This window comes from Lentzea chajnantorensis, from assembly GCF_054300775.1.
On record NZ_JBSDZT010000001.1, the window covers coordinates 41696 to 66964 of the forward strand.

The 25269-nt window shown below is 66.8% G+C and carries 31 protein-coding genes; 15 read left to right on the top strand and 16 right to left on the bottom strand.

The genetic code is table 11. The features are described from left to right. Position 1: 1 nt before the first annotated feature. From ACVDFE_RS00260 to ACVDFE_RS00280, 5 genes are read right to left on the bottom strand one after another with little or no spacing between them, the layout of a single operon-like run. Positions 2-427, bottom strand: coding sequence for a hypothetical protein (locus ACVDFE_RS00260; protein ID WP_458429181.1), 426 nt, complete (start codon positions 425-427; stop codon positions 2-4). Further along, positions 424-642 (bottom strand): hypothetical protein, encoded by a 219-nt coding sequence (locus ACVDFE_RS00265; RefSeq protein ID WP_458429182.1) that lies wholly within the window; start codon positions 640-642, stop codon positions 424-426. Before ACVDFE_RS00265 ends, ACVDFE_RS00260 begins: the two co-directional genes overlap by 4 nt. Next, positions 639-950 carry a hypothetical protein gene (locus ACVDFE_RS00270; RefSeq protein ID WP_458429183.1) on the bottom strand — a complete coding sequence of 104 codons (312 nt, stop codon included), beginning with the start codon at positions 948-950 and terminating at the stop codon, positions 639-641. Before ACVDFE_RS00270 ends, ACVDFE_RS00265 begins: the two co-directional genes overlap by 4 nt. Next, a complete protein-coding gene (locus ACVDFE_RS00275; RefSeq protein ID WP_458429184.1) occupies positions 947-1336 on the bottom strand; it encodes a hypothetical protein in 390 nt (129 codons plus the stop codon). The genes ACVDFE_RS00270 and ACVDFE_RS00275 overlap by 4 nt, the downstream gene beginning before the upstream one ends. Continuing rightward, complete coding sequence (locus tag ACVDFE_RS00280) at positions 1333-1749, bottom strand: hypothetical protein (protein WP_458429185.1); 417 nt, start codon at positions 1747-1749, stop codon at positions 1333-1335. The genes ACVDFE_RS00275 and ACVDFE_RS00280 overlap by 4 nt, the downstream gene beginning before the upstream one ends. Before the next feature lie 251 nt (positions 1750-2000). Here ACVDFE_RS00280 and ACVDFE_RS00285 point away from each other — a divergent pair, with 251 nt between their 5' ends. The 10 genes from ACVDFE_RS00285 to ACVDFE_RS00330 all read left to right on the top strand — a co-directional run bounded on the left by ACVDFE_RS00285 (position 2001) and on the right by ACVDFE_RS00330 (position 8904). After that, positions 2001-2825: a GntR family transcriptional regulator gene (locus tag ACVDFE_RS00285; protein ID WP_458429186.1), complete on the top strand. Its 825-nt coding sequence runs from the start codon at positions 2001-2003 to the stop codon at positions 2823-2825. Next, positions 2825-3193 (top strand): hypothetical protein, encoded by a 369-nt coding sequence (locus ACVDFE_RS00290; RefSeq protein WP_458429187.1) that lies wholly within the window; start codon positions 2825-2827, stop codon positions 3191-3193. Before ACVDFE_RS00285 ends, ACVDFE_RS00290 begins: the two co-directional genes overlap by 1 nt. A gap of 297 nt (positions 3194-3490) precedes the next feature. After that, positions 3491-4510, top strand: coding sequence for a DUF2786 domain-containing protein (locus ACVDFE_RS00295; protein WP_458429188.1), 1020 nt, complete (start codon positions 3491-3493; stop codon positions 4508-4510). Positions 4511-4613: 103 nt separating this feature from the next. After that, positions 4614-5366, top strand: a complete 753-nt coding sequence (locus ACVDFE_RS00300) for a hypothetical protein (RefSeq protein WP_458429189.1) — start codon at positions 4614-4616, stop codon at positions 5364-5366. Positions 5367-6127: 761 nt separating this feature from the next. Then, entirely contained in the window at positions 6128-6280 is a 153-nt protein-coding gene (locus ACVDFE_RS00305; protein ID WP_458429190.1) for a hypothetical protein, read from the top strand. A gap of 72 nt (positions 6281-6352) precedes the next feature. Then, complete coding sequence (locus tag ACVDFE_RS00310; RefSeq protein ID WP_458429191.1) at positions 6353-6523, top strand: hypothetical protein; 171 nt, start codon at positions 6353-6355, stop codon at positions 6521-6523. Then, a complete protein-coding gene (locus ACVDFE_RS00315) occupies positions 6520-7068 on the top strand; it encodes an AAA family ATPase (protein ID WP_458429192.1) in 549 nt (182 codons plus the stop codon). Before ACVDFE_RS00310 ends, ACVDFE_RS00315 begins: the two co-directional genes overlap by 4 nt. 7 nt (positions 7069-7075) lie before the next feature. Continuing rightward, on the top strand, positions 7076-7657 hold the full coding sequence (locus tag ACVDFE_RS00320; RefSeq protein ID WP_458429193.1) for a hypothetical protein: 582 nt from the start codon (positions 7076-7078) through the stop codon (positions 7655-7657). Positions 7658-7680: 23 nt separating this feature from the next. Next, entirely contained in the window at positions 7681-8010 is a 330-nt protein-coding gene (locus tag ACVDFE_RS00325; RefSeq protein WP_458429194.1) for a hypothetical protein, read from the top strand. 222 nt (positions 8011-8232) lie between these two features. Then, complete coding sequence (locus ACVDFE_RS00330) at positions 8233-8904, top strand: HNH endonuclease family protein (RefSeq protein ID WP_458429195.1); 672 nt, start codon at positions 8233-8235, stop codon at positions 8902-8904. Positions 8905-9429: 525 nt separating this feature from the next. Here ACVDFE_RS00330 and ACVDFE_RS00335 read toward each other — a convergent pair. From ACVDFE_RS00335 to ACVDFE_RS00355, 5 genes are all read right to left on the bottom strand, one after another. Further along, complete coding sequence (locus tag ACVDFE_RS00335; protein WP_458429196.1) at positions 9430-10503, bottom strand: DUF6744 family protein; 1074 nt, start codon at positions 10501-10503, stop codon at positions 9430-9432. Positions 10504-10694: 191 nt separating this feature from the next. Then, positions 10695-10967, bottom strand: coding sequence for a hypothetical protein (locus tag ACVDFE_RS00340; RefSeq protein ID WP_458429197.1), 273 nt, complete (start codon positions 10965-10967; stop codon positions 10695-10697). Between the two features lie 40 nt (positions 10968-11007). Further along, positions 11008-11310 carry a hypothetical protein gene (locus ACVDFE_RS00345; RefSeq protein ID WP_458429198.1) on the bottom strand — a complete coding sequence of 101 codons (303 nt, stop codon included), beginning with the start codon at positions 11308-11310 and terminating at the stop codon, positions 11008-11010. Between the two features lie 85 nt (positions 11311-11395). Further along, on the bottom strand, positions 11396-12994 hold the full coding sequence (locus ACVDFE_RS00350) for a VWA domain-containing protein (RefSeq protein ID WP_458429199.1): 1599 nt from the start codon (positions 12992-12994) through the stop codon (positions 11396-11398). A gap of 40 nt (positions 12995-13034) precedes the next feature. Next, the gene (locus ACVDFE_RS00355; protein ID WP_458429200.1) at positions 13035-14213 is read right to left on the bottom strand and encodes an AAA family ATPase; all 1179 of its coding nucleotides are present in this window, start codon (positions 14211-14213) and stop codon (positions 13035-13037) included. 336 nt (positions 14214-14549) lie between these two features. Between ACVDFE_RS00355 and ACVDFE_RS00360 the strand changes: the two genes are divergently transcribed. After that, a complete protein-coding gene (locus tag ACVDFE_RS00360) occupies positions 14550-15701 on the top strand; it encodes a hypothetical protein (protein WP_458429201.1) in 1152 nt (383 codons plus the stop codon). A gap of 63 nt (positions 15702-15764) precedes the next feature. Here ACVDFE_RS00360 and ACVDFE_RS00365 read toward each other — a convergent pair whose 3' ends face one another. The 3 genes from ACVDFE_RS00365 to ACVDFE_RS00375 all read right to left on the bottom strand — a co-directional run bounded on the left by ACVDFE_RS00365 (position 15765) and on the right by ACVDFE_RS00375 (position 17920). Further along, positions 15765-16046: a hypothetical protein gene (locus ACVDFE_RS00365; RefSeq protein WP_458429202.1), complete on the bottom strand. Its 282-nt coding sequence runs from the start codon at positions 16044-16046 to the stop codon at positions 15765-15767. A 150-nt stretch (positions 16047-16196) separates the two neighbouring features. After that, positions 16197-16622, bottom strand: coding sequence for a hypothetical protein (locus tag ACVDFE_RS00370; RefSeq protein WP_458429203.1), 426 nt, complete (start codon positions 16620-16622; stop codon positions 16197-16199). 257 nt (positions 16623-16879) lie between these two features. After that, positions 16880-17920, bottom strand: a complete 1041-nt coding sequence (locus ACVDFE_RS00375; protein WP_458429204.1) for a ParA family protein — start codon at positions 17918-17920, stop codon at positions 16880-16882. A gap of 1461 nt (positions 17921-19381) precedes the next feature. Here ACVDFE_RS00375 and ACVDFE_RS00380 point away from each other — a divergent pair. The 3 genes from ACVDFE_RS00380 to ACVDFE_RS00390 all read left to right on the top strand — a co-directional run bounded on the left by ACVDFE_RS00380 (position 19382) and on the right by ACVDFE_RS00390 (position 21652). Next, positions 19382-20524 (top strand): tyrosine-type recombinase/integrase, encoded by a 1143-nt coding sequence (locus ACVDFE_RS00380; protein ID WP_458429205.1) that lies wholly within the window; start codon positions 19382-19384, stop codon positions 20522-20524. Between the two features lie 51 nt (positions 20525-20575). Then, entirely contained in the window at positions 20576-21229 is a 654-nt protein-coding gene (locus tag ACVDFE_RS00385; RefSeq protein ID WP_458429206.1) for an NUDIX hydrolase, read from the top strand. An 84-nt stretch (positions 21230-21313) separates the two neighbouring features. Beyond that, the gene (locus tag ACVDFE_RS00390; protein ID WP_458429207.1) at positions 21314-21652 is read left to right on the top strand and encodes a hypothetical protein; all 339 of its coding nucleotides are present in this window, start codon (positions 21314-21316) and stop codon (positions 21650-21652) included. Positions 21653-21826: 174 nt separating this feature from the next. On the opposite strand, the gene ACVDFE_RS00395 is transcribed toward ACVDFE_RS00390, so the two are convergent. Both ACVDFE_RS00395 and ACVDFE_RS00400 read right to left on the bottom strand, forming a co-directional pair. Further along, positions 21827-22258, bottom strand: coding sequence for a hypothetical protein (locus ACVDFE_RS00395; protein ID WP_458429208.1), 432 nt, complete (start codon positions 22256-22258; stop codon positions 21827-21829). Between the two features lie 72 nt (positions 22259-22330). Further along, positions 22331-22774: a hypothetical protein gene (locus ACVDFE_RS00400; RefSeq protein WP_458429209.1), complete on the bottom strand. Its 444-nt coding sequence runs from the start codon at positions 22772-22774 to the stop codon at positions 22331-22333. A gap of 167 nt (positions 22775-22941) precedes the next feature. Between ACVDFE_RS00400 and ACVDFE_RS00405 the strand changes: the two genes are divergently transcribed. Continuing rightward, positions 22942-23418: a hypothetical protein gene (locus ACVDFE_RS00405; RefSeq protein WP_458429210.1), complete on the top strand. Its 477-nt coding sequence runs from the start codon at positions 22942-22944 to the stop codon at positions 23416-23418. A 151-nt stretch (positions 23419-23569) separates the two neighbouring features. Here the strand turns inward: ACVDFE_RS00405 and ACVDFE_RS00410 are convergent, their stop codons facing one another. Further along, positions 23570-24277 (bottom strand): hypothetical protein, encoded by a 708-nt coding sequence (locus tag ACVDFE_RS00410; RefSeq protein WP_458429211.1) that lies wholly within the window; start codon positions 24275-24277, stop codon positions 23570-23572. Positions 24278-25269 lie beyond the last annotated feature (992 nt).

The window sequence follows — 25269 nt, forward strand, 5'->3', positions numbered from 1 at the left end:
GTCAGGTCTGCTGAGTCGTGCCCGTGTCGAGGTCCAGGGCCTGCGTGGGCCCGGTGAAGTCGTCCACGCCGCTGTGATCGCGGATCCACTTGCTGCACCAGGCCAAGACCGCGATGGGGTCCCGCACCCGCAGCTCGTGGGAGGTCGATGCGTCGATGAAGGCCTTGGCGCAGGCCAAAGCGATGTTCTGATCGCCACACCTGATCGGGAGCGTGCTGGCGAACGGGTCCCAGATCAGCCAGGCCTTGATGTCCTGCTCGATGCCGGTCACGTAGTTCCGTTCATCGAGCTGGAGCGACGGCTTGGCGAAGATCAGCGGCGTGACGTCCTTGTCCAGCACCTTGAGCGCGGGAACCGTCACGGCCAGGCCGTCGAGGTCCGCCGTGATCAACGTGTCCACGCGGTACAGCGGGGAGGGGGTGTTCATGGCCGTCCCCCGCGTGCACGGGCGTACAGCACCGCCAGGACCGCCGGAGCGACGAACAGCGCCACCGTGGCGACTGTCTGACCAGCGCCTTTGCCGAACCATCCCGTCGTCACAGCAGCGATGAGCAGCAGCACGATCAGGCAGACTCCGCTGCCGAACACCGCGGCGGCGAACTCCTGGTTCTCGTTCTTCGAGGCCTTCCCCGGCGCGCTCATGCGGCGCACTTCCCCGCGGGCTCGGCCACCACGAACACGGTCTGGCGGAAGCTCGGCGACGTCGCGCCGGGTGCCTGCCGTTGCTGCTTCGCAGAGGCCCAGGCCAGCACGTCCTCCTCCGGCGTGCCGGCCAGCTCGGCGATCGTCCGCGCCACGAACTCGGCGCCGTGGTGCGCCATGAACGACACCAGAAGCGCCGTCCACTTCAGGCACACGAGCAGCCCGTACAGCACCGTGAGCAATGCCAGCACGATCCGCTTGCCCACGAACACCAGCCGCTCACTGCGGCTCATGACCTGCGCGTTCATCGGGAACCACCGCCGGTCCCCTGCTCGTTGGGCTGCTGCGCCGCCAGGTTCAGGCGGATCAGCTGCCGTTCGCCCTCATCGGTCAGTTCGAGGTGGACCGCCTTGACCTGCTGCACCCCGCAACCGGTCAGCCAAAAACGGCCGTTTTCGCCCAGGGTGAGAAGTCCGTGCGTCAGCAGGTGTTGAACCGCGTCCGCCTCGAGGTCCTGCCCCTTGTGGGCGATGCGCAGTTCCTTCGCCATGACCCAGAGCAGTTCAGCGGCGTCGGGGCCGGCCGAATCGGCGCTGGGCAGCATCACGAGCTGGTTCGCGTACGCCGCGAGCAGCAGCTGGTGAATGGTGGCGACGTCGTGGCTGCACGCCGGCAGTTCACGCTGCCCGGTCATGCCGCACACTCCCCCGCCGACATGTCGTTCATCGAGGTGCGCGACTGGTTCTGACCTGCGTCAACCGCCGCCCGCAGCTGGGCCAGGCGGGCGCGCTTAGCGCGCCGGGTCCCCCGGGCCTCGGCCCTGCGCACTGCGGCCGACACGCCGCCGCTCTTGCGCACCGCGGCCACCTCGTCGGCAAGCGCCGGCGGGAGCTCCTCGCCGTCCAGGGCGTACAGGGCGGCGATCTCGAGAGCGACCTGGGCCAGGCCGGCCACCACGTCGCCGTCGTTGTCGATCAGTGCCTCGAACCGGGCAAGTTCTCCCCGCGAGACCGCTTCCGACTGCCTGAGCAGCCAGTTCTCGGGCTGCTGCTCCAGGTCAGCGGCCTCTGGTTCCCCACACTCAGTCCAACCTGAGATGCTCTTCATCGGGACCCGTCCTCCTTCACACGTGGCTTCGGGTTCCAAGGCGCCTCGGCGCCGAGCCCTCGGTCCGGGCCGCAATCCCGGGCCGGGGGCTTTTTTGTGTCCAGTTATTGACCATGTGTCACCGGCTGCTGCCGTTTGGTGACACGCCTAAGATGGCCCTCAGCATCAGGTGTTGTCAATAGAACACGCCGAATGTCATGATCTGAGCGTGCAGGAGCCAATAGGTCCTGTCGGGAGCGAGGTTCTGGGAGATGGGTCAGAGTCGCCGTGAGATCGCGGCAAGGTTCAGGGAGGCGATCGAGTCGGGCATGTACCCGCCAGGCTCAACGCTGCCTCGTGCTGCGGATATCGCGGCAGAGGAAGGCGTCTCAAAGGGCCTTGTTCAGGATGCGTACGGAGACCTGCGCGCGGAGGGACTGGTTGACACCGTTCGTCGCCGCGGGACCGTCGTTCTTGATCGCCGCCGCGAGAAGATCACCAGGTCAAGACTGGTCATGCGCGACGAACTCGGCTACTCGTTCGATGCGGCAAGCCTGGAGTGGCGCCTGCTGGAGCACTACGGAATCCACCGCGTTCCGGTGCCGCTCGACGTTGCCGACCTGCTCGGCCTCTCCCCCGGCTCGGAGGTGATCATGAGGGATCGACTTCTCGGATTGCCGGTCAACCGTGCCGTTGGGCGCACCAAGCCAGAACCCACACAGCTCGCCACCTCCTATTTGCCGGCCTGGCTGGTCAACCAGCTTCCGAAGCTTGAGGCGCGCTACACCGGTCCGGGCGGTGTTCTTGACCGGATCGAGGAAGCGATGGGTGGGCCCCTGATCTGGGAGGAGTACATCGGAAGCGAGAACGCTGGCCCTGTCTACGCCGAGCGCCTGAAGGTCCCGTCCGGGACCTCGTTGCTGCGGGTCTACTGCGTGACCAGGCTTCCGGACGAGCGGCCGGTGGAGGTCACCATCAGGACCTTCAGCGCCGCGCGATACCGAATCGGCCCGCATCCCCTGATCAGGCACTCTTCTGCTGCGTTCCCGCCGGTCCCTGCGACGGAGCCGAAGCCTCCCAAAGAAGAGGCTGTTTGATGATCAACTTTTCGGCATTCCCCGGCGTGTCACGCTTGATCGTCATGGCTTTCGCGACAAAGCTGGGCGGCATGGCCAAGCGTCGTGGTGTTCGACAGCTGCCCAACGGCAGAACTGGCGATCAGCGTGCCGTTCGTGCGCGCGCGAGTTTGGTGGACGCGATCGTGAAGCGCGTAGCCGCGGAGTACAAAGTCACGGACGCGCTCGCCTTTGACCTGCTGTTTCTGAAGGTTGCCCCAGTTCTCGGTCTTGAAGATGAGGCGCGGGAAGCCCTCGAACGAGATGGCATGACCCCTGAGGACCTGCTGCGGTTCATCGCAGCCAAGGAGCAGGACGGCCTGCCGTTGGAGGTCCCGATGGCCTCGTAAAGCAACGAGGCGGCTCCGCTTACCACGGAACCGCCTCATCGAACGTTTTGGGCGACTGGCCCACAGTCGCCGTTTGTAGTGCCTTCGCTGATCTAGATCCGGGTTACCAGCCCAGTTCCTGATCAGAGCCCGGCTACCAACCGGGCCATTCATCCCCCAACCAAGGGATTTGTTGTGCCCAGGATAAGCCCTGGACACGGTTCACACCAAGCACCCCTTGGTGTGTCGTCTGCCGTGCCCTGCGTGACGTGTCACGTGCGCCCTGGTCGACCACGTCTGACCAGGCTTTCTACTGCTGTGTGCGGCCCGTGCTGGTCGGCGCACGGCGGCAAGCCGTCCGCCGAGGAGATCGGCCCGACTCCGACTGAGACCGCTCCCCTGCGCTACCCCAGTGGGCAGCGGCACTGGCTCGGCGCGCTCAAGCGCGCGGAGTGGGTCGAGGCTGTCCGGGTCGACGGCCGCCGGCATCTGCTCTCGATCGCTCGCCACATCGCGCTGGGCGCGAACTGGGAGACGCTGGAGTCCATGCCGGGCTGGGACCGGCTCATGAAGCGCACCGGCCTGTCCGAGACGACGATCCAGCGCTGGATCCAGGAGCTGAAGCTCCGCGGCTGGCTGGAGGTCCTCGAGACCGGTTCGACGCCGCTGACCAGGCCGATGGCGCTGACCCTGCCCAATGGCCACATCCTGTCTCGCGACGAGGGCAACCGCCGGGCCGTCTACGCCCTGCGCATCCCCCTCTCCCCCGCCGAGGCACTGCGTTGGGCCGCCGAGACCATCGCAGCGCACGCCACCCAGCTGGCCGAGGAGAAGGCCGAGAAGGACGCCGCCGAGCTGCGCGCCCGCATGGTCGAGAAGGTGCGCAGGTTGCACGCCAAGGCCGCCTCGACGGAGTACGTCTGCGAGCGCGAAGCCCTCACCGCGAAGGCCCAGGAACTCAGCACCACGCACGAGCTGAGCACGGTTGAGCTCACCGACGTCGACGTGGCCCGTGCCGAGCGCTGGGAGCAGGAGTACCGGGCCTACCGGGCTCGGGAAGCGGAGATCCTCTACGACCGGATCATGAACGACCCCGGCTTCCGCGAGGCGTACGAGCGCAACCTCCGCTGGCAGGAGGAAACCGAGCGCAAGCAGGCCGAACGTGCTGCTCGTGGGGATAAAAAGGGGTGGCCTACTGGTCTTTTTTCCGTAGGAAAAAAGACCTGCGTAGGTGGTTACGCGCGCGAGGCTCGCGTTGTGGATGACTGTGGTCAGCCCGTCTCTGACCCGTGGGGGGGGGAACAACCAAACGAGCGCCCTGCGGGCGCCTGGCTTTGACGAAGAAGCGGCGCGAGCTTGGGCGACCAAGGTCCCTACCAGCGGTTTTGAGATGCTTGTTGCGGCCGCCTGGCTTCGCTGGAGGCTGCCGGTCTTCGGTCGGATGACCCGGAAAGCCGTCCGCGCCCTGGTCAGGCCGTTCTGGGCCGCTGGGTGGTCGAATCTCGACGTCGTGCACGCGATGGACCACCGCCCGGCCGCGTTCGGCATGGCCGCCGGCACTCCGATCGGCCGCGGCGACGGCGACGCGACCACCGCGCAGTCGGCCTGGTGGTTCATCAAGGCCCGGCTCAGCATCTGGCGTGACGACGACGGGCAGCCGCGGCGTGGCTTCTACCAGCACCGGCACCGCAACCGCGTCGTGCGCCAGGCCGTCGCCGAGCACCACGGCCGCGCGGCCGCCAAGCTGCTCAGCGACTACGACGCCGAGCTGACGGTGGCGCACATCGTCGCCCACGGCCGCCGCGCCGCCCGCGAGGCTGGCTCCCCCGCCGTGCCGCAGCAGCGACGGCCCCGCCAGGCCCCGGCCACGCGTTCCGCCACCGCGCCGGACGCAGCGGTTCGGGCGGCGGCCGCGCAGCAGCTCGACCAGGCGCTGCTGGCCAAGCGTGCCCGTGACGCCGAGCGCGCCCGCGCCGAACTCGAAGCCAAGTTCGGCCCGCAGATGGCGGCCGCGAAGGCCGAGCTGTCCGCGCGCACCAGGCCGGCCGATGTCCCGATGGACACGATGGCGGCCGCCGAGTGGAACGCCCTGTCCCCCGAGGAACGACAGGCCCGCATCCGCGACCGCGCGCGGGCAAGCCAGCGCGGCAGCGCGCACGACCGGCGCCGAGCCCGCCGTGGCGGCCGCCGATGAGCACCTGCTCCCCTGGCGCCGACGCGGCTCGAACCGGTCCGCGCCGGTCCCCCACCAGCCAAGCGGCACGCCCACCTCAAGATCAACTTTGCGGGCGGGAGGTCGACGGCGCGGTCTCCCGCCTCTCCCCCGGCGTGAACCTTTTGGTTCATCACAACGCTTGGTGTCGCGCCAGGGGAGCAGGGCGTGAGCGCGTTCCTGGCGATGGCGTGGGGGAGGGGAGCGGGCGCGAGAAAGGCCCGGCGAGAGCCAGCGCCGATCTCGCCAGGTAGTCCTCTGAACTGCGGAAACCTCTCGCCTTACCGCCTGGACGCGGCAGGCGGCGGACTGCCGGACGGTGCCAACCCCACCCCCACCGCAGGTCCCGGCGAGACCCAAGCTCCTATTTATGCAGGTCAGACCCCTCTTAAGCGGCGGGTCCACCCCGATCGGACCCCCTCCCCGACGACCGGCAAGCACGCGGCTCCCACGCTCCCCCGCAACCCCGGAAATCCGGGGCTGCGGCCGCGGATGCCCACCGGTGCGCGCTGCGTGCTTAGCCGCTTGTCCGCAGATCACGGCCCTTACCCCGCCGCTTGCCGTCACGCGCCCACGCTTCGCTCTCACGCGGACGCACGCGGCATAACAACACGCCGAACGTCGGCCGCCGAACGCCAAGCCCACGCGCCAGGGGATCACTCGAACGGACGACTAGCCGAGTGTGTCTCCAGCTGGATACAGTTGTCTCCAGTTGGAGACAACAGCCTGACGGAGGGAACACCATGAGCGAGACCAACGACCAGGACCGCAAGGCCGTCGTGAACCAGTCCGCCGACCTGATGACGCGCGTCCAGAACGGCGAGATGACCGGCCAGGAGGCGTTCGAGCAGATGCTGGCCAACCCGCAGACCAAGCCGTTCACCATCGGCGACTGATCGCCGGACGCCACCGCGGCGGGGGCCTGCCCGGCCCCCGCCGCGACCGCCAGCCACGAGAGGCGAGGGGCCGTGAGCCTGATCGGCAAGCTCAAGCACGCGAAGGCCCAGTGGGACGCGCTGAACGACTTCTGTGCGGTGTGCGGCGTCACCGGGGACTGCCACTGCGAGTTCCTCGAAGGCTGGACGGACCCCGAGATCATCCCGGCGCAGACCACTCAGAACGGAGCCACGACCACATGACCGTCGCCGACGAGCCCGAAGCGATGAGCGCGGAGCAGTTGAAGGTGCCCGCCCTGCACGTGCTGATCGGAGCACCGGGCGCGGGGAAGTCGACCTGGACAGCGGCGCAGAGCGCAGGCCTCGGCGCCGTGTTGTCCCTGGACGACGCCCGCGCCGAGATCAGCGGCGACGCCGGCGACCAGTCCGTGACGCGGCACGCCGTGAAGCTCGTGACGGACCGCGCGATGGGGGAGCTGCTGGCCCGCCGTGTCGCGACGATCGACGCGACCGGCGCGGTGGCCAGCGACCGCCAGCACTGGCTCACGCTGGCCCAGAGCTGGGGTGGCGTCCCGACCGCGTGGGTGTTCCGCACGCCGCTGGAGGTCTGCCTGGCCCGTAACGCGCGCCGGTCCCCGAACCGCCGCGTGCCCGACGACGTGGTGATCCGCATGTGGACGGCCATCGACTCGGTCAGCGTCGAGGAACTGCACCAGGACGGCTTCCGGGTGGTCGTGGAGCTGCTGCACCCCGACCTGCACCCGCGCAGCAGCTTCCACCTTGGATGATCTGCCGGTGACCAACCTCGAAGACCTCCTGGCGGTGGAGACGGCGCTCAAACAGGCCGCGATGCTGGACAACCCGAACGCGACGGCGCTCGAGCGCGACCAGGCGCTAGCCGTGGTCGCCTCGACGGCGGGGGAGGTGCGCCGCGTCGCCGGAGAACTCGAAGCCGCCGGCATCGACGGCGTGGCGTTCGCGCTGCACGTCCACGGCCACCGAAGCCTGGACGACGTCGCCGACGCCCTCGGCTACGCCCAGGGCAAGGCCTCGCGCGCCACGAACCCCATCAAGAGGCGCCTGGTCCGCGAGCACGACCGCCGCGCCGCGAACCTGACGAACACCCTGACCAAGATCCCCGCCGAGCAGGTCACGGCACCGGCCGCGGCCTCGGACACCACGGCGGCCGCCGTGGCGGAGCTCCACCACGAACTCGCCGCCGCGCGTGCCGGCACCGGCACCACAGACCGCGTGCGTGCCGCGCTGGACGCGCTACTGGCCACAGCCGGAACCCCCGGCTCCCGGCCTGCCGGTGAGCTGCTCGTGCACCTGGACCGCCTGGTCACCACCTACCAGCACCAACACGACAAACCCTGAACAACACCACGGGGGAGACCCAGATGAAGACCGCCGCCGCCGCGCTCGCAGCGTTCCTGCTCGTGTACGTGATCGCCGACAGCATCAAGGGCGATGCCCTGCAAGAGCAGTACGACCAGCAGCACCCGCAGCCCTCGGTCCAGACCGCGGACTGGGTTGTCGAGAGCAGCGGCTTCCACGGCCCCCGAGGCGCAGGCACACACCGCGTGACCTGCGTCCCCCCGGCTGACCTCGCACGCCCGCGGGAGGAGCGGCAGCGCTGGAAGGACGTCAAGGTCACCCAGGAGACCGCCAGCAGCGCGGAGGCCGGCGACCCCTGCCCGTCCGGACCCGTGCTCGAGCTGGTCGGATGACCGGAAGGACCTGACATGGGGTTCTTGGCGAACCGGCTGGTCAACAACGACCCAGTGCCGTCCGGATGCAACCACAAAGGGTGCGGATCGACCGTGACAGAGATCGACGGTGGATCGGTGGAGACCTGCGATTTCTGCGGAACAGTCACCCTCGTCACAGAAGACTGAGGCCTGCCGATGACGCGTTTCGAGATCGTCGGGACGATCCCCACAACCCGAACCATGACGGCCGCCGCGGTGCTCACCGCGGCGGCCGTCGCGCTGTCCGCCTGCGCACCAGCGGCCGGAGGCACCCGCCTTGAGCACGCCGAGCACGTTCCCTCCGGAACGCTCGACGCCGCCGACGCGCGAACCCACCTCGACCAGCTCCGCGTCGCCGCGCCCGGCACCCTCGCCGGCTACGTCCGCGACTGCGACCACGGCAAGGCGTGCGTGTTCGGCCGGCCCTGGACCGACACCGACAACGACGGGTGCGACCAGCGCTCCCAGGTACTCGCCCGCGACCTGGCCGACGTCGAGCGCAAACCCGGCCGCTGCGCGGTGACCGCCGGCACCCTCACCGACCCCTACACCGGGCAGACAGTGACCAGCGTGTCCAAGATCCAGATAGATCACGTGGTCAGCCTGGGGGAGATGTGGCGCACCGGCGCCTCCTCCTGGAGCACGCAACGACGTACCGCGGCCGCCAACGACCTGCGCAACCTGCTGGCCGTGAGCAGCAAGAACAACCAGGCCAAGAGCGACAAACCCGCAGAGCAGTGGCTCCCGCACATCACCACCGGCTACGGGTGCGCGTTCGCCCGGATCACGATCACCGTGAAGTCGGCCTACCAGCTCACCATCACCGCCAGCGAAAAGAGCGCGCTCACCACGGCGCTGAGCGCATGCAGGTGATCACCGGGGGAGTACGGAACACCCCGCTCACCTCAGCCAAACCGCCGCCCTCAGAGCCAACCTAAGGCCTCCGCCAGGAACATGAGCTATGGCGAGTTAGGTGGACCGAGTTCTGATCGATCTGACTGCATCTGGAGGACAAAGTCAAAGATCATCAGGGCTCAAGATCCACTTGTTTCGATGAATCGAAACGTAGAAACGTTTTGAGTTTCGATGGGGAGAAACGATAGATCAAGATTTCTGGACTGCACCTACTTTTGGGCTTTGAGGTGGATCTAGGCTGGTCGGAATTGGGCGGGACAAGCCGATGGCAGCTCGATCTGCCCGGAGAGGCCTCATGTGGGTCTCTGTGCCCTCGCTCTTTGCCGGCTGTCGCGGCTGGAGTCTAGAGCCGACGTGCGATCTCGGCCGGAGGTTCGACGCGGCCGCCCTGCCGGCGGTACTGGCAGGGTCATCGCGGCTGCTCAAAGCGAAGGCCCTGCGGTCCCGGTGGGTCCGCAGGGCCTTCGAGGCGGGGGAGAGGCTTCAGTCTTCGGCGTCGGCTGTCATGAGCAGGCTGGACAGCTGGAGCTGCACCAACTCCAGCGCGGACGTGGTGTCGTCCAGGCTGGTGGACAGCAGCGTGGAGTGCTCCTCGGTCGAGGCCTTGAGCTCCCGGAATCGTGCGTACAGCTTCTCGATGACGTGCGCCTTCGCGCCGTCGCGCTTGGCCGCGGCGATCTCCTCCGCGAGCTTCTCCAGCTCCTCGGCAGCTTTCGACGTGAACGCCTCGATCACCATTTCCCGCATCTCCTCCTGGTCGAGCAGGGGGATCCGCGTGAGACTGCTCTTCTTGTTGCCCATGCCGCCGAAACGCTTCACCAGCTCGTGCAGGGCGGCGATCGTCTCCGCGTGCTGCGCGTGCACGAAGTACACGCCACCGCCCGGCCGGACCATGACCGCCTTCAGGTGCTCGAGGTAGTTGCGCACGACCTTGCGCAGCTTGTCGCTGTCGAGGTACGTGCGCCGGTAGTCGAACCAGTACTTGATCTCCTCCAGCACCTTCCGCACCCGGTCCTGCTCGTCCGGGGGCAGGTTCTTGATCGCGCCCTGATACGGGCGGATCTCCAGGGAACCGGCACCCTCGGCAGCCCCCTTCTCGTTGTCCCGCTTGAACGTCAGCTCCGCCATAAGCGGGTCGTAGGTCAGCTTCGACTGAACCTCGTTGCGCACCTCCCGCACGACGTGGTGAACGATCTGCCCTCCGTCCTTGCGCACGAGGCGGATCATCAGCGTTGCCAGGTTGCTCGGCTTGTTGCGCTGCTTGACGTCGCGGAAGTTCGCAGTGGGGTCGTCCAGGGCGTAAGTCGCCTTCACTCCGGAAGGACCGGTGACCTTCTCGTACGCGTCGGACGCGCGCAGGTCGGGCGGGAGGAAGTCCGTGTCCAGGCCGAGTTCGCCGAACCACTGGGTGATCATGGCGGGGGTCACCTTCGCGTCGTACACGCTGTACATCACCAGGTGCCCCAACAGCGGCGCGTCCCCGACATCGAAGGCCCGGGAGAGCGCGTCGCTTCCCGCCTTGCGGCTCGGAGCGGTCGTGGCTGCCTGGGTGCTCATCGGAGGGTCCCCCATGTCGAAAACGGGCGTTTTTGCAAGTTCGAGAGTACCAGCTATCGATCTCCTGTGGGGAGTAGAAGCTGGTCAGCTGTGTAATCAGCCGAGTTTTTCGCTGCGTCCGTGCCCGTGTGCCAGGTTGCCGGCCACCAGCAGCGGTCCGTTGTCGTCCGGGTGCGTCACCGCCCAGCCCCTCAGCACCTCCAGGTCTCGCCGATCACAGGCGCGACCTGGGCCGGAACACTCCAGTCGACCACGTACTCAGATCCGGGCGTGCCGGTCCAACAGGTCACCGGAGCGACCTCGCCGGACGCCACGCCCACGTTCTTCACCACGGGTACCGGGCGACAACCCGCCAGGAGGACGAGCAGCGTCAACGCAATGAACTTCACCTGGTCACCTGCCTTGCCCAGACCATCGGCTTGGCCTGCTCGAAGATCATGTTCGGGATGCTGTTCGACGTCCACGGGGTGTGGGTCGACCAGGCAGTTTCACTGCTCGCCGTGGTCATGGCGCACTCGTTTGTGACGGCTGGGTGCCGGCGGCGGCCTCTGCGGCACGCACCGCGCCGGCCAGCTCCTCGGCCAGCGCGGTCAGCACCTCGGCCGCGGCGCGCAGCCCGTCGACCGCGGCTTTGCCGGCGACCAGGTCTTCCCCTGCCGGGGAGGAGACGTCAGGGGTCTTGAAGAGCCTCATGTTGTGCTGGACGTCGTCGAGGTCGCGGTGCAGTTCCTCCAGCACCTCCGCGCGCTCGTCGTACTCCTCGTCCTCGCCCTGGTGGTCATCGAGGTCGTCCAGGTCGGTCGCCATCGTGGGTGTCCTTCGTGATCGTGTGGTGGGTGTCTGCGCTGGTGGCGGGGGGTTGGCGGTGTGGTGACCGCCAACCCCCCGCGCGTCAGATCGTGCGGTACAGGTCGGCTACCGCGTCGGGGCTGGTCAGGTCCGAGATGTCGCGGACGTTGTCGCACAGGGCGTCCAGCACGCTGCCCGGCCTGATCGCTGACGGGGCCTCGATGGCGATTCCGAAGCTGCGGAAGCTCAGCCGCGCCTTCGCCTCGTCCCAGCCGCGCTTCCACTCCTCCGAGATTCCGGCGACCCCGTCCGTGATGATCAGGATGTCGCCCTTGGCGCGGCCCTCGGCGTTGTACTCGGCCTCAAGCAGGTCGACGGCGATGGACAGCGGGGCCTGAAAATCGGTGCCACCGTTGAAGAAGTGCTCTCCGAGGTCCAGCACGTCCTCCAGCGCCACGGGTTGCCCGGCGGGGAAGCGGATGACGTGCTGCTGCTCCTTGGAGGCGAACAGGATGGCCACGAAGTCCCGGCGGGGTGCGGCGTTGCGGGCCTGGTCGAGCAGCGCCAGCGAGCACGCCTTGGCCCACGCCTCACGGCGGCCCAGCATCGAGCCGGAGCAGTCGATGAGCGCGATGATCGCGCCCTGGCCGACGTTCTGTTCCCCGCGCGTCTCGAACTCCATCAGCTCATCCGACGCGTACTTCGCGGCGAACACCGCGCGCATCGCGGGCACGCCGAGCATCGAGATCTCCGAGGGGATGACGCGGGACAGGTCGCTGCCGAGCGTGATCCCGACCAGCTCACCGGGTGCGTGCTCGACACGGCGGGCGCGCTGGCCCTCCGCCATCAGCTTGAACCGGCCGATGAGCTGCACGAACTTCGCGAGACGACCGTTGGCAAGCCGGGCGGCCAGGGCGGCGCGCTCCTCGAAGTTCATGCGCGTGAGCTGTCCGGGCTCGACACCCCACGCGTTCGACAGCGCCTTCTCGGCCTGCGCCTTCTCCAGGGCCTCGGCGGCGGCGGCCCGCGCCAGTCCCCGGACACCCGTGGCGGCGGCGGCCAGCGACTGCCCCGCCTGCTGTCCGGCTTGGGCGGCGACCAGGGCGGCGGCCTCGGCGGCGGCCAGCGCCGCCTCCAGGTTCTGCGCGGCGTCGCCGGGAACGTTGCCGTTCTCGTCGGCCTGCTCGGTGGCCTGGTCGAGCGCCTCGGCCACCTGGCGGGCGGCCTCGGCCTCGTCCTGTTCGGCCTTCTGCTGGGCCTCGGCCTCGTCCTGCGCCTGCTGGGTGCGCTCCAGGATCGACCGCAGCGCATCCTTCTGGGCCAGCACCGCCATTGCGGAGGAGTATTCGTCGCCTGCGGTCTCCTCGCGCAGCTCCGTGAACTCCGGGGTGGCCAGGATCGTGGACACGACCTGGTGGTTCACCAGGCGGGAGGTCTCCATCTCCTCGCGCTCCCGAACCTGCGGGCTGGCCTTGTAGGCGCCGAGCCACAGATCGCGCAGCAGGTCGGTGGTGTGGTCGTACTTCTCGTTGAGCTCCTCGGCGAGCGCGGCCAGCGGCGGGGCCTGCTCGTAGATCTCCCCCCAGGACATCGCGTCGAACCGGTCCGCGACGATCGCCCCGGTGTGCTTCGGCTTCGCCGGGGCCTCGGCCAGGCCGAGCCACTGCCCGGCCCGCTTGGCCAGGTCCTTGAGCTTGCTCACCGCACCCATCGTGTCTTCCTCCCCTCAGCGTTGGTGCTGCTCAGACGTTGACCATGCTCGGGTCGATCCCGAGCGCCTCGACCAGGATGCGGGCGAGGACCGCGCGCTGGCGGGCGATCACCCGGTCCACCGTGGCGGTGGTCCGGCCGTCCGCGACGGCGGCCGCCCGCATCGCCTCCAGCTCCTTGCCCGCCGCGGCCGCCTTCTTGCGGCCCTCCTTGATCGCCCAGTTGTTGATCTTTTCCTGGGACTGGCCGGCCAGCGCGTTCAGCGCGTCGTCCAGGTCGTTGATCGCGTCCTCCTGGTCCAGCGCCTTCTTCGCGTCCGGGTCGATCAGCGTCAGCACCTCGCGGTTGACCAGGGGACGCTGGCTGGGGGAGTCCCACAGCGCGGTGGTGAGGATGCGCAGGTCCGACTCGTTGACCTCGTCCCGGCCGTCGAGGTAGGCGGAGGCTTGCAGCAGCGAAACGCACTGGCGCCACCGGCGGTCACTGACGACCAGCTCCGCGCGGCGCAGGGCCATGCGCAGCTTGCAGATCGCGTCCACCACCGAGTCCGGAACCTTGACCGCGGGCACCTCGACGTCGACCGCGTGGAGAAGGTCCGCCAGGTCGACGGTCGTGCGGGTGGCCTGGGCGGGGGAGACGACGGCCGAGCGGATCAGCGCGGCGAAGTTGGTGGGGTCCGTCAGGTACTCGACCTCGACCCGCACCAGCAGCCTGTCGAAGATCGCGGACAGGTCGTCCTGGCCGCTGGGCAGCTCGTTGGACGCGGTGATGGCGGACACCAGCGGGCACGCGATCGGGTCGCCGCCCGCCTCCGGGTGGTACAGCCGCTCGTTGAGGTACGTGAGCAGCTCGTTGAGGCTCGCGGCGGAGGCCTTGAAGACCTCGTCAATGAACGCGACCTCTGCCCGCGTCGCGCGGCCGTCGAAAACCTGCTGGTAGACGCCCTGGGTGAGGGCGGCGACGTCGACCGGGCCGAAGAGCTTCTTCGGGTCGGTGAACTTCGTCATCAGCACTTCCCAGTAGCGCGCCCCGTCGACCCGCGACGTCAGCTCGCGGGCCAGCTGGCTCTTCGCCGTTCCGGGCGGGCCCAGCAGCAGCGCGTGCTGCTTGGCCAGCAGTGCCACCACCAGCGCCCGCACCACCTCGGCACGCTCCAGGAACTGCCCCGCCAGCTCGGTGGTGATGGTGCGGAGTCGGTCTGCGGTGTTCACTTGCATCCCCCAAGGGTCTTGTCGAAAACGGGCGTTTTTGCAACTGACGAGAACGCTAGCAGACCACCGGTAGGCTTGGTCAACTCTGTTGGCCCACTCGGCCCGAGTTTCGCCCGATCGGATTAACGAAACGTTTTGGATTTCGCGAAACTAGAAACTGCTGCTAGCTTGACGGGCATGACCGCAGCTGACACGGCTCTAGAAGCCGCTGGAGCCGATAAGTCGGGCGAGGCCGAGCGAAGGTGCCTCTATCGGAACTGTCGCGCTGTACTGCCCCCTCAGACGCGCCCAGGGCGCAAACCGTCCTACTGCAAGGACGACGCACAGGCTGGGTTCGTGGCGCCGAGGTGGACGCCGGCGGGGGAGCCCGCCGAGGACGGCAAGGGCAAGACCTGTCAGCAGATGGCGGCGGAGCAGAACGCCGCCACCAAGGTCACCGGCCTGGAAGCCGTTCTGGAGCTGCACGACCGCGCCCAGGAGGAGCTCCGGCCGGCGCTGGAGGACGTCCGCGCCCGGCTCGAGATCCTGCTGGCGGCCGGCGACGACATCGAGACTGCGGCTATCGCGCGCATCTCCGCGGCTGAGGACGAGCGCAACGAGGCGGTCACGCGCGCCGCGGCCGCCGAGGCCCAGGCCGAGACCGCGAAGACCGCGCGGGCCGAGGCCGAGAAGCAGGCCAGGCTAGACCGGGACGCGAGGGTCGTGGCCGAGCGCCTGGCCCGCGACGCCGAGCGGGAGAAGGAAGAGCGCGTCACCGCGCTGTACCGGGAAGTCGCGGCGGCCGAGGAGGCCAAGGGCAACGCGGAGGGGAAGGCCGAGGCCGAGGCGTCCAACCGCAAGGCCCACGAAGAGCGGTACCTGAAGCTCGCCGAGGACTTCAACAAGCTGCGCGACCGGCACGCCGAGACCGAGCGCACCCTGACCGGCGTCCGCAAGGACCTGGAGGCCGCCAAGAAGGTCGAGGAGGAGCTGCGCGCGGCCGCGGAGACCGCCGCCGGCGAGTACGCGTCATCGCTCGACGCCGAGCGGACACGCCACCGCACCGAACTCGAGTCCGTGCGGGCGCAGCACCAGAAGGACCTGGAGGCGGCCGGAGAGCTGCGGGCGGAGGACCGCCGACGCCTGGACGAACTCCAGGCCGAGGTCGACCAGGCCGCGAAGGACCTCGAGGCCGCGCAGACGCGCCACCAGAACGAACTCAGGGCCGAGCGCGACCAGCACCAGAAGGCGATCGAGGCCGTGCGCACGGAGGAACGCGGACGCGTCGACACCCTCCAGCGCAAGGTGGACCAGGTCGGCGAGGAGCTGAGCGCGGCGAATCAGCGCGCGGCCGCGGCTGAGGGCCGGGCCGAGGGGCTCCAGAGCGAGGTGGCCGCTTTGCGTGCGACGAACGGGGAGCTCCACCAGAAGCTCGGCGCCGCCGAACCCGAGCTGGCACGACTCCGCGCGCAGGTCGCCCAGCAGGGAGCGGAGAAGGCGACGAAGTAGCGGGATTCGTCGTCGCGGCCGGCCTCCCGGACGGGGGGAGTGGCGGCGGCAACGGTCCGTGCGTCAGGGGAGGTCGGCCCGCCGGCCTGGTGCGAGCGCCAACGTGACCTCGATCGTCGCGTCGTCACTGAGGTCGGTGGCGTCGTGCACAAGCATCGACAGGTACTTCCCGAGACACGTCTGGCACAGCGCTCGCCGGCGCTCCGGCGGCGTGGGCGCCTGTGCGAACCGGGGGCGCGGCTGGTCGGTGACCTCGACGCTGGCGTCCCACTCGCGGCACATCTCGCAGTCGTTGCGGCTGTGCGGAAAAGGCAACCGGATCACCGGCTGCTCTGGCTCGATCATGGGCGCCATCCTTCCGTCCGAGACGGAGCAGGCGAGCACGACGTGGTCCGCGGAGGGAATGACCGGGGGAGGAGAAGCTCTCAGAACGGCTGTGGGGCCCTCGCCACTGGCAAGGGCCCCACAGCCGTTCTCGTCGCTCCACGTGGGACGTCAGGCGTCCACAGGCACCTTCTCCTCATCGGAGGCGGGGGAGTCGCTGCCGGCCGCGCCGGTCTTCTTCCCCTCCTTCCGGCCGGGGAGGAACTCGTTGAGGACGGCCACGATCCACGTGCGGCTCTCGGCGTTCAGCTGGTCCGTCAGGTGGTCCAGAACCTCGACCTGCGCACGCGTCGGCGTGAACTGCAACTGCCGGTGGCCCCAGCCGAGGTACTTCACTTCGGCGTCATCCTCGGGGAAAAGGTCACCGCCTACACCGCTCTTGGTGATCACCTTGCTGTCCTCGATCAGCTTCGCGAGGTTCGCAAGATCACCATCGTGGCAGTGGGTGATCGCCTTCAAAACCAGCACGCTCGACGTCAGGTTGTCCTTGACCTTCGCACGCTCGAACCGCCGGTGAAGGGCTTCCGAGACGGGCACGGTGACATTCGGACGCTTCCTGGTGGACGTAGAAGGGCCACGGCGCGCTCCCCGCTTGGGCGCACCGCTGGAAGGCTTCGTGGCTCCAGCAGTGACGGGAGGTGGCTTCGGTGCCCCGCCGGCCGGGGGAGTGCCGACCGTCGTATTCCCAGGCGTGGGACCGCCGCCTCCGCCCTTGAACACGTCAGCGAGCCCTTCGGAGCGGTTCTGAGGTCCCGTGCCTCCTCCGAGGTCGCTCAGATCGTCCTTGGCGTCCATCACGGCCACATTCCCTTCACCTTGAGATTCTCGCGCAACTCCACACTCCGAACGAGTATCTCGCGCGTGAGGTTCTGGAAGTCCTCCGCCACGCCTGAGTTGCTTTCACTAACCTGGGTGGCACTGCGTCGAGCGCCGGATCGGACCTTCCACTGCGAAGGGTCCTGCCGGATCAGCTGCTCCAACTCGTGCACCATCTTGCCGTTCGACCGAACGTTGCTCGCTGCGCTCTCGCTGTGCCGGATGAACGCCTCGAACACGTAAGCCGAGTTGTTGAAGTCCTCCTGAACGCCGTCCTTCATCTCCTGCCGGATGCGGGTTGCACCCCTGCCGGAAGCAAAGAGAAAGATCCCGAGCAGGAAGAGGTAGGGATTGAAGGCGCGTACTTCGCGCATGAGCCTCGCGACGGTGAGCAAACCCTTGCGAGAGCTTGCGTCGGTCTTCATTGGAACGATGACGAACCTGCTGGCTCCTAGCGCAAGGCTCAGGATCTCTTCGTTCTCCGGCGGAGTGTCGATGACAATCGCGTCATAGTTGCCAGCGATCGGGAGCAGAGCACGGGCAAGCGCGGTGTACATGCTCGCTGCTGACTTAGGATTCTTCATCTCACCGCTCATGAAAGCGGGGATCTTCCGTACCCACTTGCCACCCGGGATGATGTCCAAGTTCGGACGGATGGTCTTGGGTTGGAGCGGAATACCAACCGTCACAGCGGCATAGAGGCCCTTGCCGTCGTCGTCGATGCCGTCCGCATCAGTGAACCCGAAGTCCTCGGCGACGTTGCCCTGACCGTTGAGGTCGACCAGCAGCACCCGTAGGCCGTCAGCAGCCATGAGCGCGGATGAGTGGGAGCTTGCCGTGGTCTTCCCGACACCACCCTTGTCGTTGGCGAAGCAGAAGACGTGGCTCAGCAGGTACCACTCGATCTCGGCGACCAGGTCCGCACCAGCCTCAGCCACGGTTCTGTCCAGGGTGTCAACGACTTCCCTGGTTAGCTCGTCAGCTGGTGTGTCCCATGTGCTCGCCAGGTGATCGGTCATTGCACGCTCCTCGTGTGCGTGTCGAACCCCGGTTGATCAGCGATGATGCAGACAGAGCCAGGAAGCCTGTCGCCGCCGCTGTTCTGTTGGGTTGCATCTTGGCACAGCGAGGGTCAACCTCATGGGCGGACCTGAGGTGTCGAGCAAGGTGTTACGCAAAGGAGAGCCACAGTGCGGCTCGGTTGGCAGCAGCGCAGATGCTCACCCAGTAGGCGTGCCAGCAGTCAATATGACTTTTCCTAGTAGCAACTGCAACAGTCGTACAAGTAATAACAGCGTCGCAACGCTTAACTAAGTGCATCAATGTCATCGCAGTGAAGCTAAGTAGATGGAATCCAGGGACGTACATAACGCTAACCCATTTGGTTAACTAAGTGATGTCACGACGGATAACTAAAGTAAAGTACGCACTGGAATCGTGTCGCAAGCAAAAACTGAGATGAGTGGTGACGTGCAAGGTGTTAGCACACCTGACAGTAGTATGCTTGCAGGTGTCAACACCTTGTTGGTCAAATTATTAATGTCAGTCAATGGGCAAGTGCAAGCTAGTGCACTGATGCCAGGACGGCTATTTGCAGTGTCCTCCGTAATGGAACTCCTGTGAATATCAGTAATGGCACGTACATGGATCTCTGGTTTGAGGCAGCAATTAACGCTTCTATGACTGGCGTTAGTGATTGAGCATGAGATGTTCCAACTTTGTCAGGTTGATAATGCAATGTGAATCAACCTATCGACTATTTGTGAACATCAAAGTTGTCGACTTAGGTGACACCTTTACTGAGATCAGTAAGTGTTACTTGGCTGATCTAAGTTGTGCTTGTCGCGGTTGGTGCAATCCTTGTGCCACCAATAAGCATCTAAATGTAGTTCCAAGCTTTCTACTACTTAGATGCCGTCACGCTATCTAACTGCTGTCACTGGTGACACCGGTGGTGACGCTTCTAGTGACAGTTGTAGTGACAGTCAACGTGTAGTGCCTGGTCAGACCCAGTACGGCAAGCTAAGTTTGTGCCGTACTCGCAGCAGGAGTGACTCCGCAACTGATGTCGTTGCTAGCCTCAGTGTCTGAGGTCACCATAACGTCGGCATAAAATACAGTGCTGAGGACCTTAAAAGTGCACGTAGTTCTCAATCAAATGAGATCACATGCGTTCTGACCACTGATGCCCACACTCAAAAGCGCAATTACTTCACCGGTGAAACAAGGCCTGTAATCACTACGTGTTGTTTTGTCGGCGATCGCATAGGTACGCCTCTGAGCTGCGAAAACTATCGTCAGTGACGCAAAAAAGGCTCTGGTGATCCGGTGTGTTCTCTCTTCGGTAGAGGCTATGAGCTTCCCAGGGCGATGTGAACCTAGGTGGGTCGCGTGAGGCAGGTTCAGCGGGGGCGCAATGCGGCTCGTCTGGTGGTGAAGCGCGCCGGCAGGCAAGTTGGTCGGTTGGCTCGATAGCTTCAGTGTTAGCTGAAACAAGGCCGAGATGCGCCAGGACTCGTCTTCCGCGCGTCTTCTGGAAAGATGCGTTTCCGGAAGTAGACTGCGGTGTGGCTTCTGGAAACGCGGCAACCGCCGATCCGCAGACCTCCGGATCGGCTTCTGGAAACACGGCTCGCTCCGGCGGCCGTGCGACCGTCGAACTCAGCGCGCCGTACGCCGCGGCGCTCACCGAATACGAGACTGGCCTGTCTCGTTCGCCGCTCGGGCAGTCGACGCGCGACAAGTACCGCCGCAACGTCCGCGGCTACCTCGAGTGGCTCGAACTCGGCGAGACGGACGGCGACCCGCTGCACGACCCCGCCGCGCGGGACTGGGCGGTCCGCGACTACCGGACCCACCTCAAGACCACGCCCGGCCGCAACGGCCGGCGCCGCTCCGGCGCGAGGGTGAACAACGTCCTGGCCGCCCTGGACGACTTCCACGTCCGGCGCGGCCTGGGCAAGGCAGAAGCCCGGCGGGAGGACGTCGCGCGCCGGCGGGCGCCGCGCAGCCTCAACGCCCGCCAGGCCGTGCGCTACCTGCGCGCTGCTGAAGCACGCGAACGGCGCGCGGCCGCCGAGCAATCCGAACTGCGCCGCGCCATCGGCATCCGGGATCGGCTGATCGCCGAGCTGCCGTACCACGCCGGCCCGCGCGCCTCCGAGATCTCCGGGCTGAACCTGGCCGACGTCCAGCTCTCCGACCGCAAGGGACGGCTGTCGCTGTATGGCAAGGGCGACAAGGAAAGAAGCGTCCCGATCAACTCTCCGCTGCGCGATCGGCTCCGCGCGTGGCTGGAGGTCCGGCACCTCATCCCGGGCGCGTCCGAGTCCGAGGCGCTGATCCTCACCGAGCGCGGCGGCCGACTCGGCCCGCGCAGCGTGTACGAGATCATCCACAGCATCGGCGCCGAGGCCGGCATCGGTCCGGACGACGACGGAGAGCCCTTCGGGCCGCACGTCATCCGGCACACCTTCGCTCGTCAACTGCTCGGCGGGGGAACCGACATTGTGACCGTGGCCGAGCTGCTCGGCCACGAGTCCCTGGAAACCACCCGGATCTACACCCTGCCCTCCGAAGAGGAGCTGGAGGCCGCCGTGGACAGCATCCCGTCCGACCACTAACGGCCCCTTGACCAGCGCGAACGTAGCGCGGAACCGGATTGGGAGGACCTGGTGGGAACAGCCACCTTCACCGTGTCCGTCGACCTGGCGGTGCTGGCCGTCCGGGACGGCGTACTCCAGGCCCTGCACGAGCAGCCCGGCCACCGCTGGGCCCTGCCGGGCCGCCTCCTGGACGTCACGGTCGACCTGGAGGCCGAGGTGGAGCAGGTGCTGGCCGCGCAAGCCGAGCACACCGGCCCGGTCGCGCACCTGGAGCAGGTCCGCGCGTTCGGGCCCCACGTCCAGGAGCACGGGGGACAGGGAGTGTCGGTCGGGTACCTGGTGCTCACCGGGCCGACGTCGTCAGCCGTGGAGACCGAGTGCTGGGCGCCCGTGGAACGCCTGCTGGCCAGCCAGCAGGCCGCGCAGGTGCCAGCGCACCGCGAGGTGCTCCAGGCCGCCGTGGAGCGGCTCAGGAGCCTGCTGGAGCACACCACGGCGGCCGCAGCGCTGTGCGCGCCCACGTTCACCGTGCCGGAGCTCCACCAGGTCTACGAAGCCGTCTGGGGCCGGCCGCTGGACTCGAGGAACTTCCACCGCAAGATCACCGGTGCCACGGGCTTTCTCGAGCCCACGGGGGAGAGGACGACCGGTACCGGCCGGCCCGCGGTCCTCTACCGCAGAGGCCCCGCCACGCAGCTCCACCCGGCGCTCAGCCGCGAATAGGCCACGACGATCAGCAGCCGCCAGCGGTATCCCTAACCGCCGCTGAACTGGGACGATCGATGACTCGACAGGGGAGAGGATCACGTGAACGAGCAGCAGATCGAGCAGCTCCAAGCAGCCGACGCCGAGGAGATGACGAAGTGGCCGGTGACCACGCTGGTACATCTGCGCACCAGCCAGCTAGCGGGGCCATCGCGGGAACCGCTGGTCACCTACAACGGCGCTCCGACCGTCTTCGAGATCACCGAAGTTGTGCCCGGCTACCCAGTCGACTGTGACAGCGAAGCCGGCCCTGGGTTCTGGCACGCCCGATACATGCTGCGCGACCTGCGGTTTCCGGATCTGGATTACCGGCTCGAAGTGCCAGCTGCACGCCTGATACCGGCCTGCCCGACACCCGCCATCGATCGATCAGTTTCATAAGATAGAAACTAGAAACGAAACTAGTTATGAGAAACCCGAAACAAGATGATCATGTGTAGATCAACTCTGGTAAAGCGGCTCTGAGGAGAGCGAGGAAGGCCCAGAATGGGGCATACCTAGAGTACCCCAAAGGGGTTGACGGTAGGGTGCTTCTGGGGGCGTCTGAGGGCCCTGTTATCGGCTGCGTCGGCGCGTTGTCGAGTCGATCCGCGCCATAAGATCAACGATCTCGTCGCCCCAGGTCGGCGCGTCGTTCATGTCGCCACAGCAAGCCGGCTTCGTCCGCGGCTTGGTGGGGATGGGGATGTCGAGCGCCTGGTAGAGGCGGGTGTACACGTCGATCCCGGGATCGCGATCGTCGTGCGGGCCTACCAGCAGCACTACAGCGTAGGTGGGTGACTCGAACGCGACCACTGCCCGCAACTGGCCTCGGATGTGCCTGACGCACAGGCGGTCCACGACGTCACCGGTGAGGCGGTAGCCCAGTGCCGCGCATCCGCGGTTCTTGAGGTCTTCCTGCCAGGTGGCGAAGGCTGTGCTGTCCTTGCTCCGCAATGAATCGATCTGGGCTTTGGCCAGCTTCGTTGCGACTACCTCGACTGCCACCGGCACAGCCTGCCAGTGCAGGGGCCGGCGGCAGCGAGCGACCCGCCGGGAAAGCCCGGCGTCGTGACCAGGTCAGAGTGGTACGACCTCGCCACGCTTCCACTGCGCGATGCTCTCCTGGAGATCCTCGCGCTCCATCAGGGCCCGATCTGCCAAGCGGTACCAGATCTGGTCCATCAGCTCGTTCGGCTTGGTGCCGAGGTCCCGCAGCTTCCGGGCCAGGTGCAGCACTGCGTGCAGCCGAAGCGGATCAACGTGGAGCACCTTGCTTCGCTCGCTCTCCGCCTCGAGGAGAACGCCCTCCTTGGTCCACGTTCGAACCGTGTGGGGAGAAAGCTTCAGCAGGTCAGCAGCGATCGATGCCCGAACCGGGCCGATGCCACCCAGGATGGTCCCGATCGCGCTGTCGAGCTTGGTCGCGTCCTCCTCCGTGGAAGGCTTGGCGACCTCCTCGATTGTCTCCACCGCAGCGAACTTGTTCAGAACGTCAGCACGTTCGCGCTCGATGACAGTCATGCGCATACCTCCTCGGTTCTCCTGCTCATGGCAGTCGTTCCGCTTCCCATAGTAGGGGGTGTTTTGGTAAACGCACAGTTCAGTAAGCCATATAACACTAGGCCGTATGAGTGACACGTGAACGGTTTGGTTCACAAGATGATGCGTGATGGTGAACTATAAGGTTCATGTCCAACGTGAAGAGCCTGCTGGAGAACCTGCTCACCGGCCTGGCGCGAGGCTCAAACCGCGGCGTTGACCAGCTCCGCGCGATCCACGACATAGAACAAGCCCTGGAGCAGTGCAAAGTCGCAGCTATCGGCCTTGCGCGAGAGCAGGACACCTACTGGTCTGACATCGGCACAGCACTCGGCATCACCGGCCAGGCGGCCGGCCGCTGGGCGGAAGCTCACGGTGTGGGCGGCGATCGCACAACGAAGTCCAGCGCAGTGAAGTCGATCCATCCGCCCGACTGCGGTTGTGCCGACTGCGGCACCGGCCGCAGCCAGCCGCTGAGCGAGTACGGCGACGAGGCGCAGTTCGCCGCGCTGCTCGACGGCCGAGCCGTCAACCGGACGGGCGTCGACCTGGCGGACCTCCCGCTGCTGCTCGATGAGAACGGCCGGCGGAAGCACGCCGAGTTCGTGCGCGCCGCGCAGTTCTGACACTCCCCCGTTGATGCGAAAACGGGCGTTTTTGCATCAACTTCAGCGGGTTGTCCCGCAGCTGGGACAACCCGCTGATCTGCGGTTATGTCCTGATTGGAAGCCTGGTGTCACCAGCTCTGGGACACAGCTGTCACTTGATCCGGACGCGCTACAGCGCACGTGCGGCACGGTGTGCGCGCTGCCGGCACGTCGCCCCGCAGTAGCGCCGCGGGCGTCCTGTCGCCGCAGGCTGGAGCATCTGTTCACACCCCGGCGCGGCGCACTGGTTCGCCGACCGCTCCGTCTCCGCGCGCAGCTGCTCGGCCAGGCCCGCGATCCGCACTGCGGCCGGCGCCACGAACTCCAGGCCCAGGGCAGGCTTCACCGCCGCGAGCATCTGATCCGCGAGCCCTGCGAACACGTCCGGGCTGGGGAGCCTCCGTTCGGATCGCTCAAGAATCCGCGTCGGCGTGCGCCAATCAGGCTGCGCCGCATCGGCGATGCGCTGCGCGACGTCGACCAGGAGGTGCTCCGAGAGGGCGTCGAACTCCTGCGGCGCCAACGGGTTGATCAGCCGACGCGCCCGAGTCACGTCGGCAGGTGGCACGCCGCCTCCTTGGACCAGGCGCTCATGCTCGATCGCCTTAGCGGCCTGCTTGGCCAACGGGTGAAGCTGTCGCAGCATCTCGGCGAGGAGGTAGAGGTCGCGGCCGCCGTGCTCGTAGTCCTCCCCCAGCGTCGGATCGGTCTCGAGCGCGCCGGCCACGATGGCGGCCGCATGCCGAACGCGCTCCCGTGCGGTGCTGAACAGGACGTCGCCGTCCGGAAGCCGGTCCGCGGCCTTGTTCAACCGGTCCGCCCACTGCTCGGCTAGCACCGCTCCCCCAGGTTTCGTGACAGGTTTTGTGACGTTAGCCGACGATCAGCGAGACGTTCTTGCACCGCCACGCCGCCCCTCGCATGTCGGGTCACGACGATGCGTCCGGGCCAGCGGTCACCCCGCGCCGGACAGGACGGCCCACCTCACCGCGGCCGCCGGTGGAGCTCCCGATGCCGAGGAGACCAGGTCGCGCGACGTGCTCCGGCCCCTGTGATCGAGGCCTGAGCCACTGCCTGACCTGCGCAGACTCCACACCGACGTCTACACGCGCGACGGGATTACGAGTTTCCAATCCATCTCTGTGGTTCCTCGTCGTAAAACTCTCGCGTAGTTTCGCGAGTTAATTGTGTTCTGATTCCACGGAGTTAAACCCGGTCCAAGCTTGCTGGTAGTAACTCTGAAACTAGTTTTGGAATTACTTCCCAAACTCATTCCAGAACTAGCTTCGTTCCTGCCGTCACGTAGATGACCTGGGCAAACCTGTTGACCGGTCCACAGGTCATGGGTCTCACCGCCTCTCGTTCCGGGCCTACCAGTGCGAATGGGCGAAAGCCGGGGTGCGTTTGTTCGGCGCCGGGCCCTATGTTAGCCTTCTCCGCACAGCAGAAAGCCCCAGAAGTCGCGTAGCCGAGGTGTGCTCCCGGCTGACAAACCCTGGGGCTAATGCTGAGCTGTGTGGTTCTATCTGGTCCCTAAGCAAGACCAGTATAGACGGACGTGCCCGGAGTTGTGACCCTCCCAGCCGTTCAGGCCACACGGCGGCACGGCCCCCAGCAGCGGCAACGCTCTGGGGGCCGCCTGCTTTCCGGTCCGGAACGGGAGCATGGCCGTGGTCGCCGCGGCGGCGCCGAGACCTCAGAACGGCCAGCGAACAGGGACGTCGGGCCGCCGGCGGTCGTACGGCGGCAGGAACCCGTACTCGCGGGCCCGCCGGATCCACTCGTCCACCGTGGTGTTCTTGCCGCCCTTGCCGAGCTTGAGGCCGTAGA

Coding starts and splice junctions, on each gene's coding strand:
- ACVDFE_RS00275 (WP_458429184.1), bottom strand. CDS start 1,336: ATGACCGGGCAGCGTGAACTGCCGGCGTGCAGCCACGACGTCGCCACC.
- ACVDFE_RS00345 (WP_458429198.1), bottom strand. CDS start 11,310: ATGGCGACCGACCTGGACGACCTCGATGACCACCAGGGCGAGGACGAG.
- ACVDFE_RS00270 (WP_458429183.1), bottom strand. CDS start 950: ATGAACGCGCAGGTCATGAGCCGCAGTGAGCGGCTGGTGTTCGTGGGC.
- ACVDFE_RS00305 (WP_458429190.1), top strand. CDS start 6,128: ATGAGCGAGACCAACGACCAGGACCGCAAGGCCGTCGTGAACCAGTCC.
- ACVDFE_RS00405 (WP_458429210.1), top strand. CDS start 22,942: ATGTCCAACGTGAAGAGCCTGCTGGAGAACCTGCTCACCGGCCTGGCG.
- ACVDFE_RS00300 (WP_458429189.1), top strand. CDS start 4,614: ATGACCCGGAAAGCCGTCCGCGCCCTGGTCAGGCCGTTCTGGGCCGCT.
- ACVDFE_RS00400 (WP_458429209.1), bottom strand. CDS start 22,774: ATGACTGTCATCGAGCGCGAACGTGCTGACGTTCTGAACAAGTTCGCT.
- ACVDFE_RS00315 (WP_458429192.1), top strand. CDS start 6,520: ATGACCGTCGCCGACGAGCCCGAAGCGATGAGCGCGGAGCAGTTGAAG.
- ACVDFE_RS00325 (WP_458429194.1), top strand. CDS start 7,681: ATGAAGACCGCCGCCGCCGCGCTCGCAGCGTTCCTGCTCGTGTACGTG.
- ACVDFE_RS00375 (WP_458429204.1), bottom strand. CDS start 17,920: ATGACCGATCACCTGGCGAGCACATGGGACACACCAGCTGACGAGCTA.
- ACVDFE_RS00335 (WP_458429196.1), bottom strand. CDS start 10,503: ATGAGCACCCAGGCAGCCACGACCGCTCCGAGCCGCAAGGCGGGAAGC.
- ACVDFE_RS00265 (WP_458429182.1), bottom strand. CDS start 642: ATGAGCGCGCCGGGGAAGGCCTCGAAGAACGAGAACCAGGAGTTCGCC.
- ACVDFE_RS00285 (WP_458429186.1), top strand. CDS start 2,001: ATGGGTCAGAGTCGCCGTGAGATCGCGGCAAGGTTCAGGGAGGCGATC.
- ACVDFE_RS00260 (WP_458429181.1), bottom strand. CDS start 427: ATGAACACCCCCTCCCCGCTGTACCGCGTGGACACGTTGATCACGGCG.
- ACVDFE_RS00280 (WP_458429185.1), bottom strand. CDS start 1,749: ATGAAGAGCATCTCAGGTTGGACTGAGTGTGGGGAACCAGAGGCCGCT.
- ACVDFE_RS00365 (WP_458429202.1), bottom strand. CDS start 16,046: ATGATCGAGCCAGAGCAGCCGGTGATCCGGTTGCCTTTTCCGCACAGC.
- ACVDFE_RS00290 (WP_458429187.1), top strand. CDS start 2,825: ATGATCAACTTTTCGGCATTCCCCGGCGTGTCACGCTTGATCGTCATG.
- ACVDFE_RS00330 (WP_458429195.1), top strand. CDS start 8,233: ATGACGGCCGCCGCGGTGCTCACCGCGGCGGCCGTCGCGCTGTCCGCC.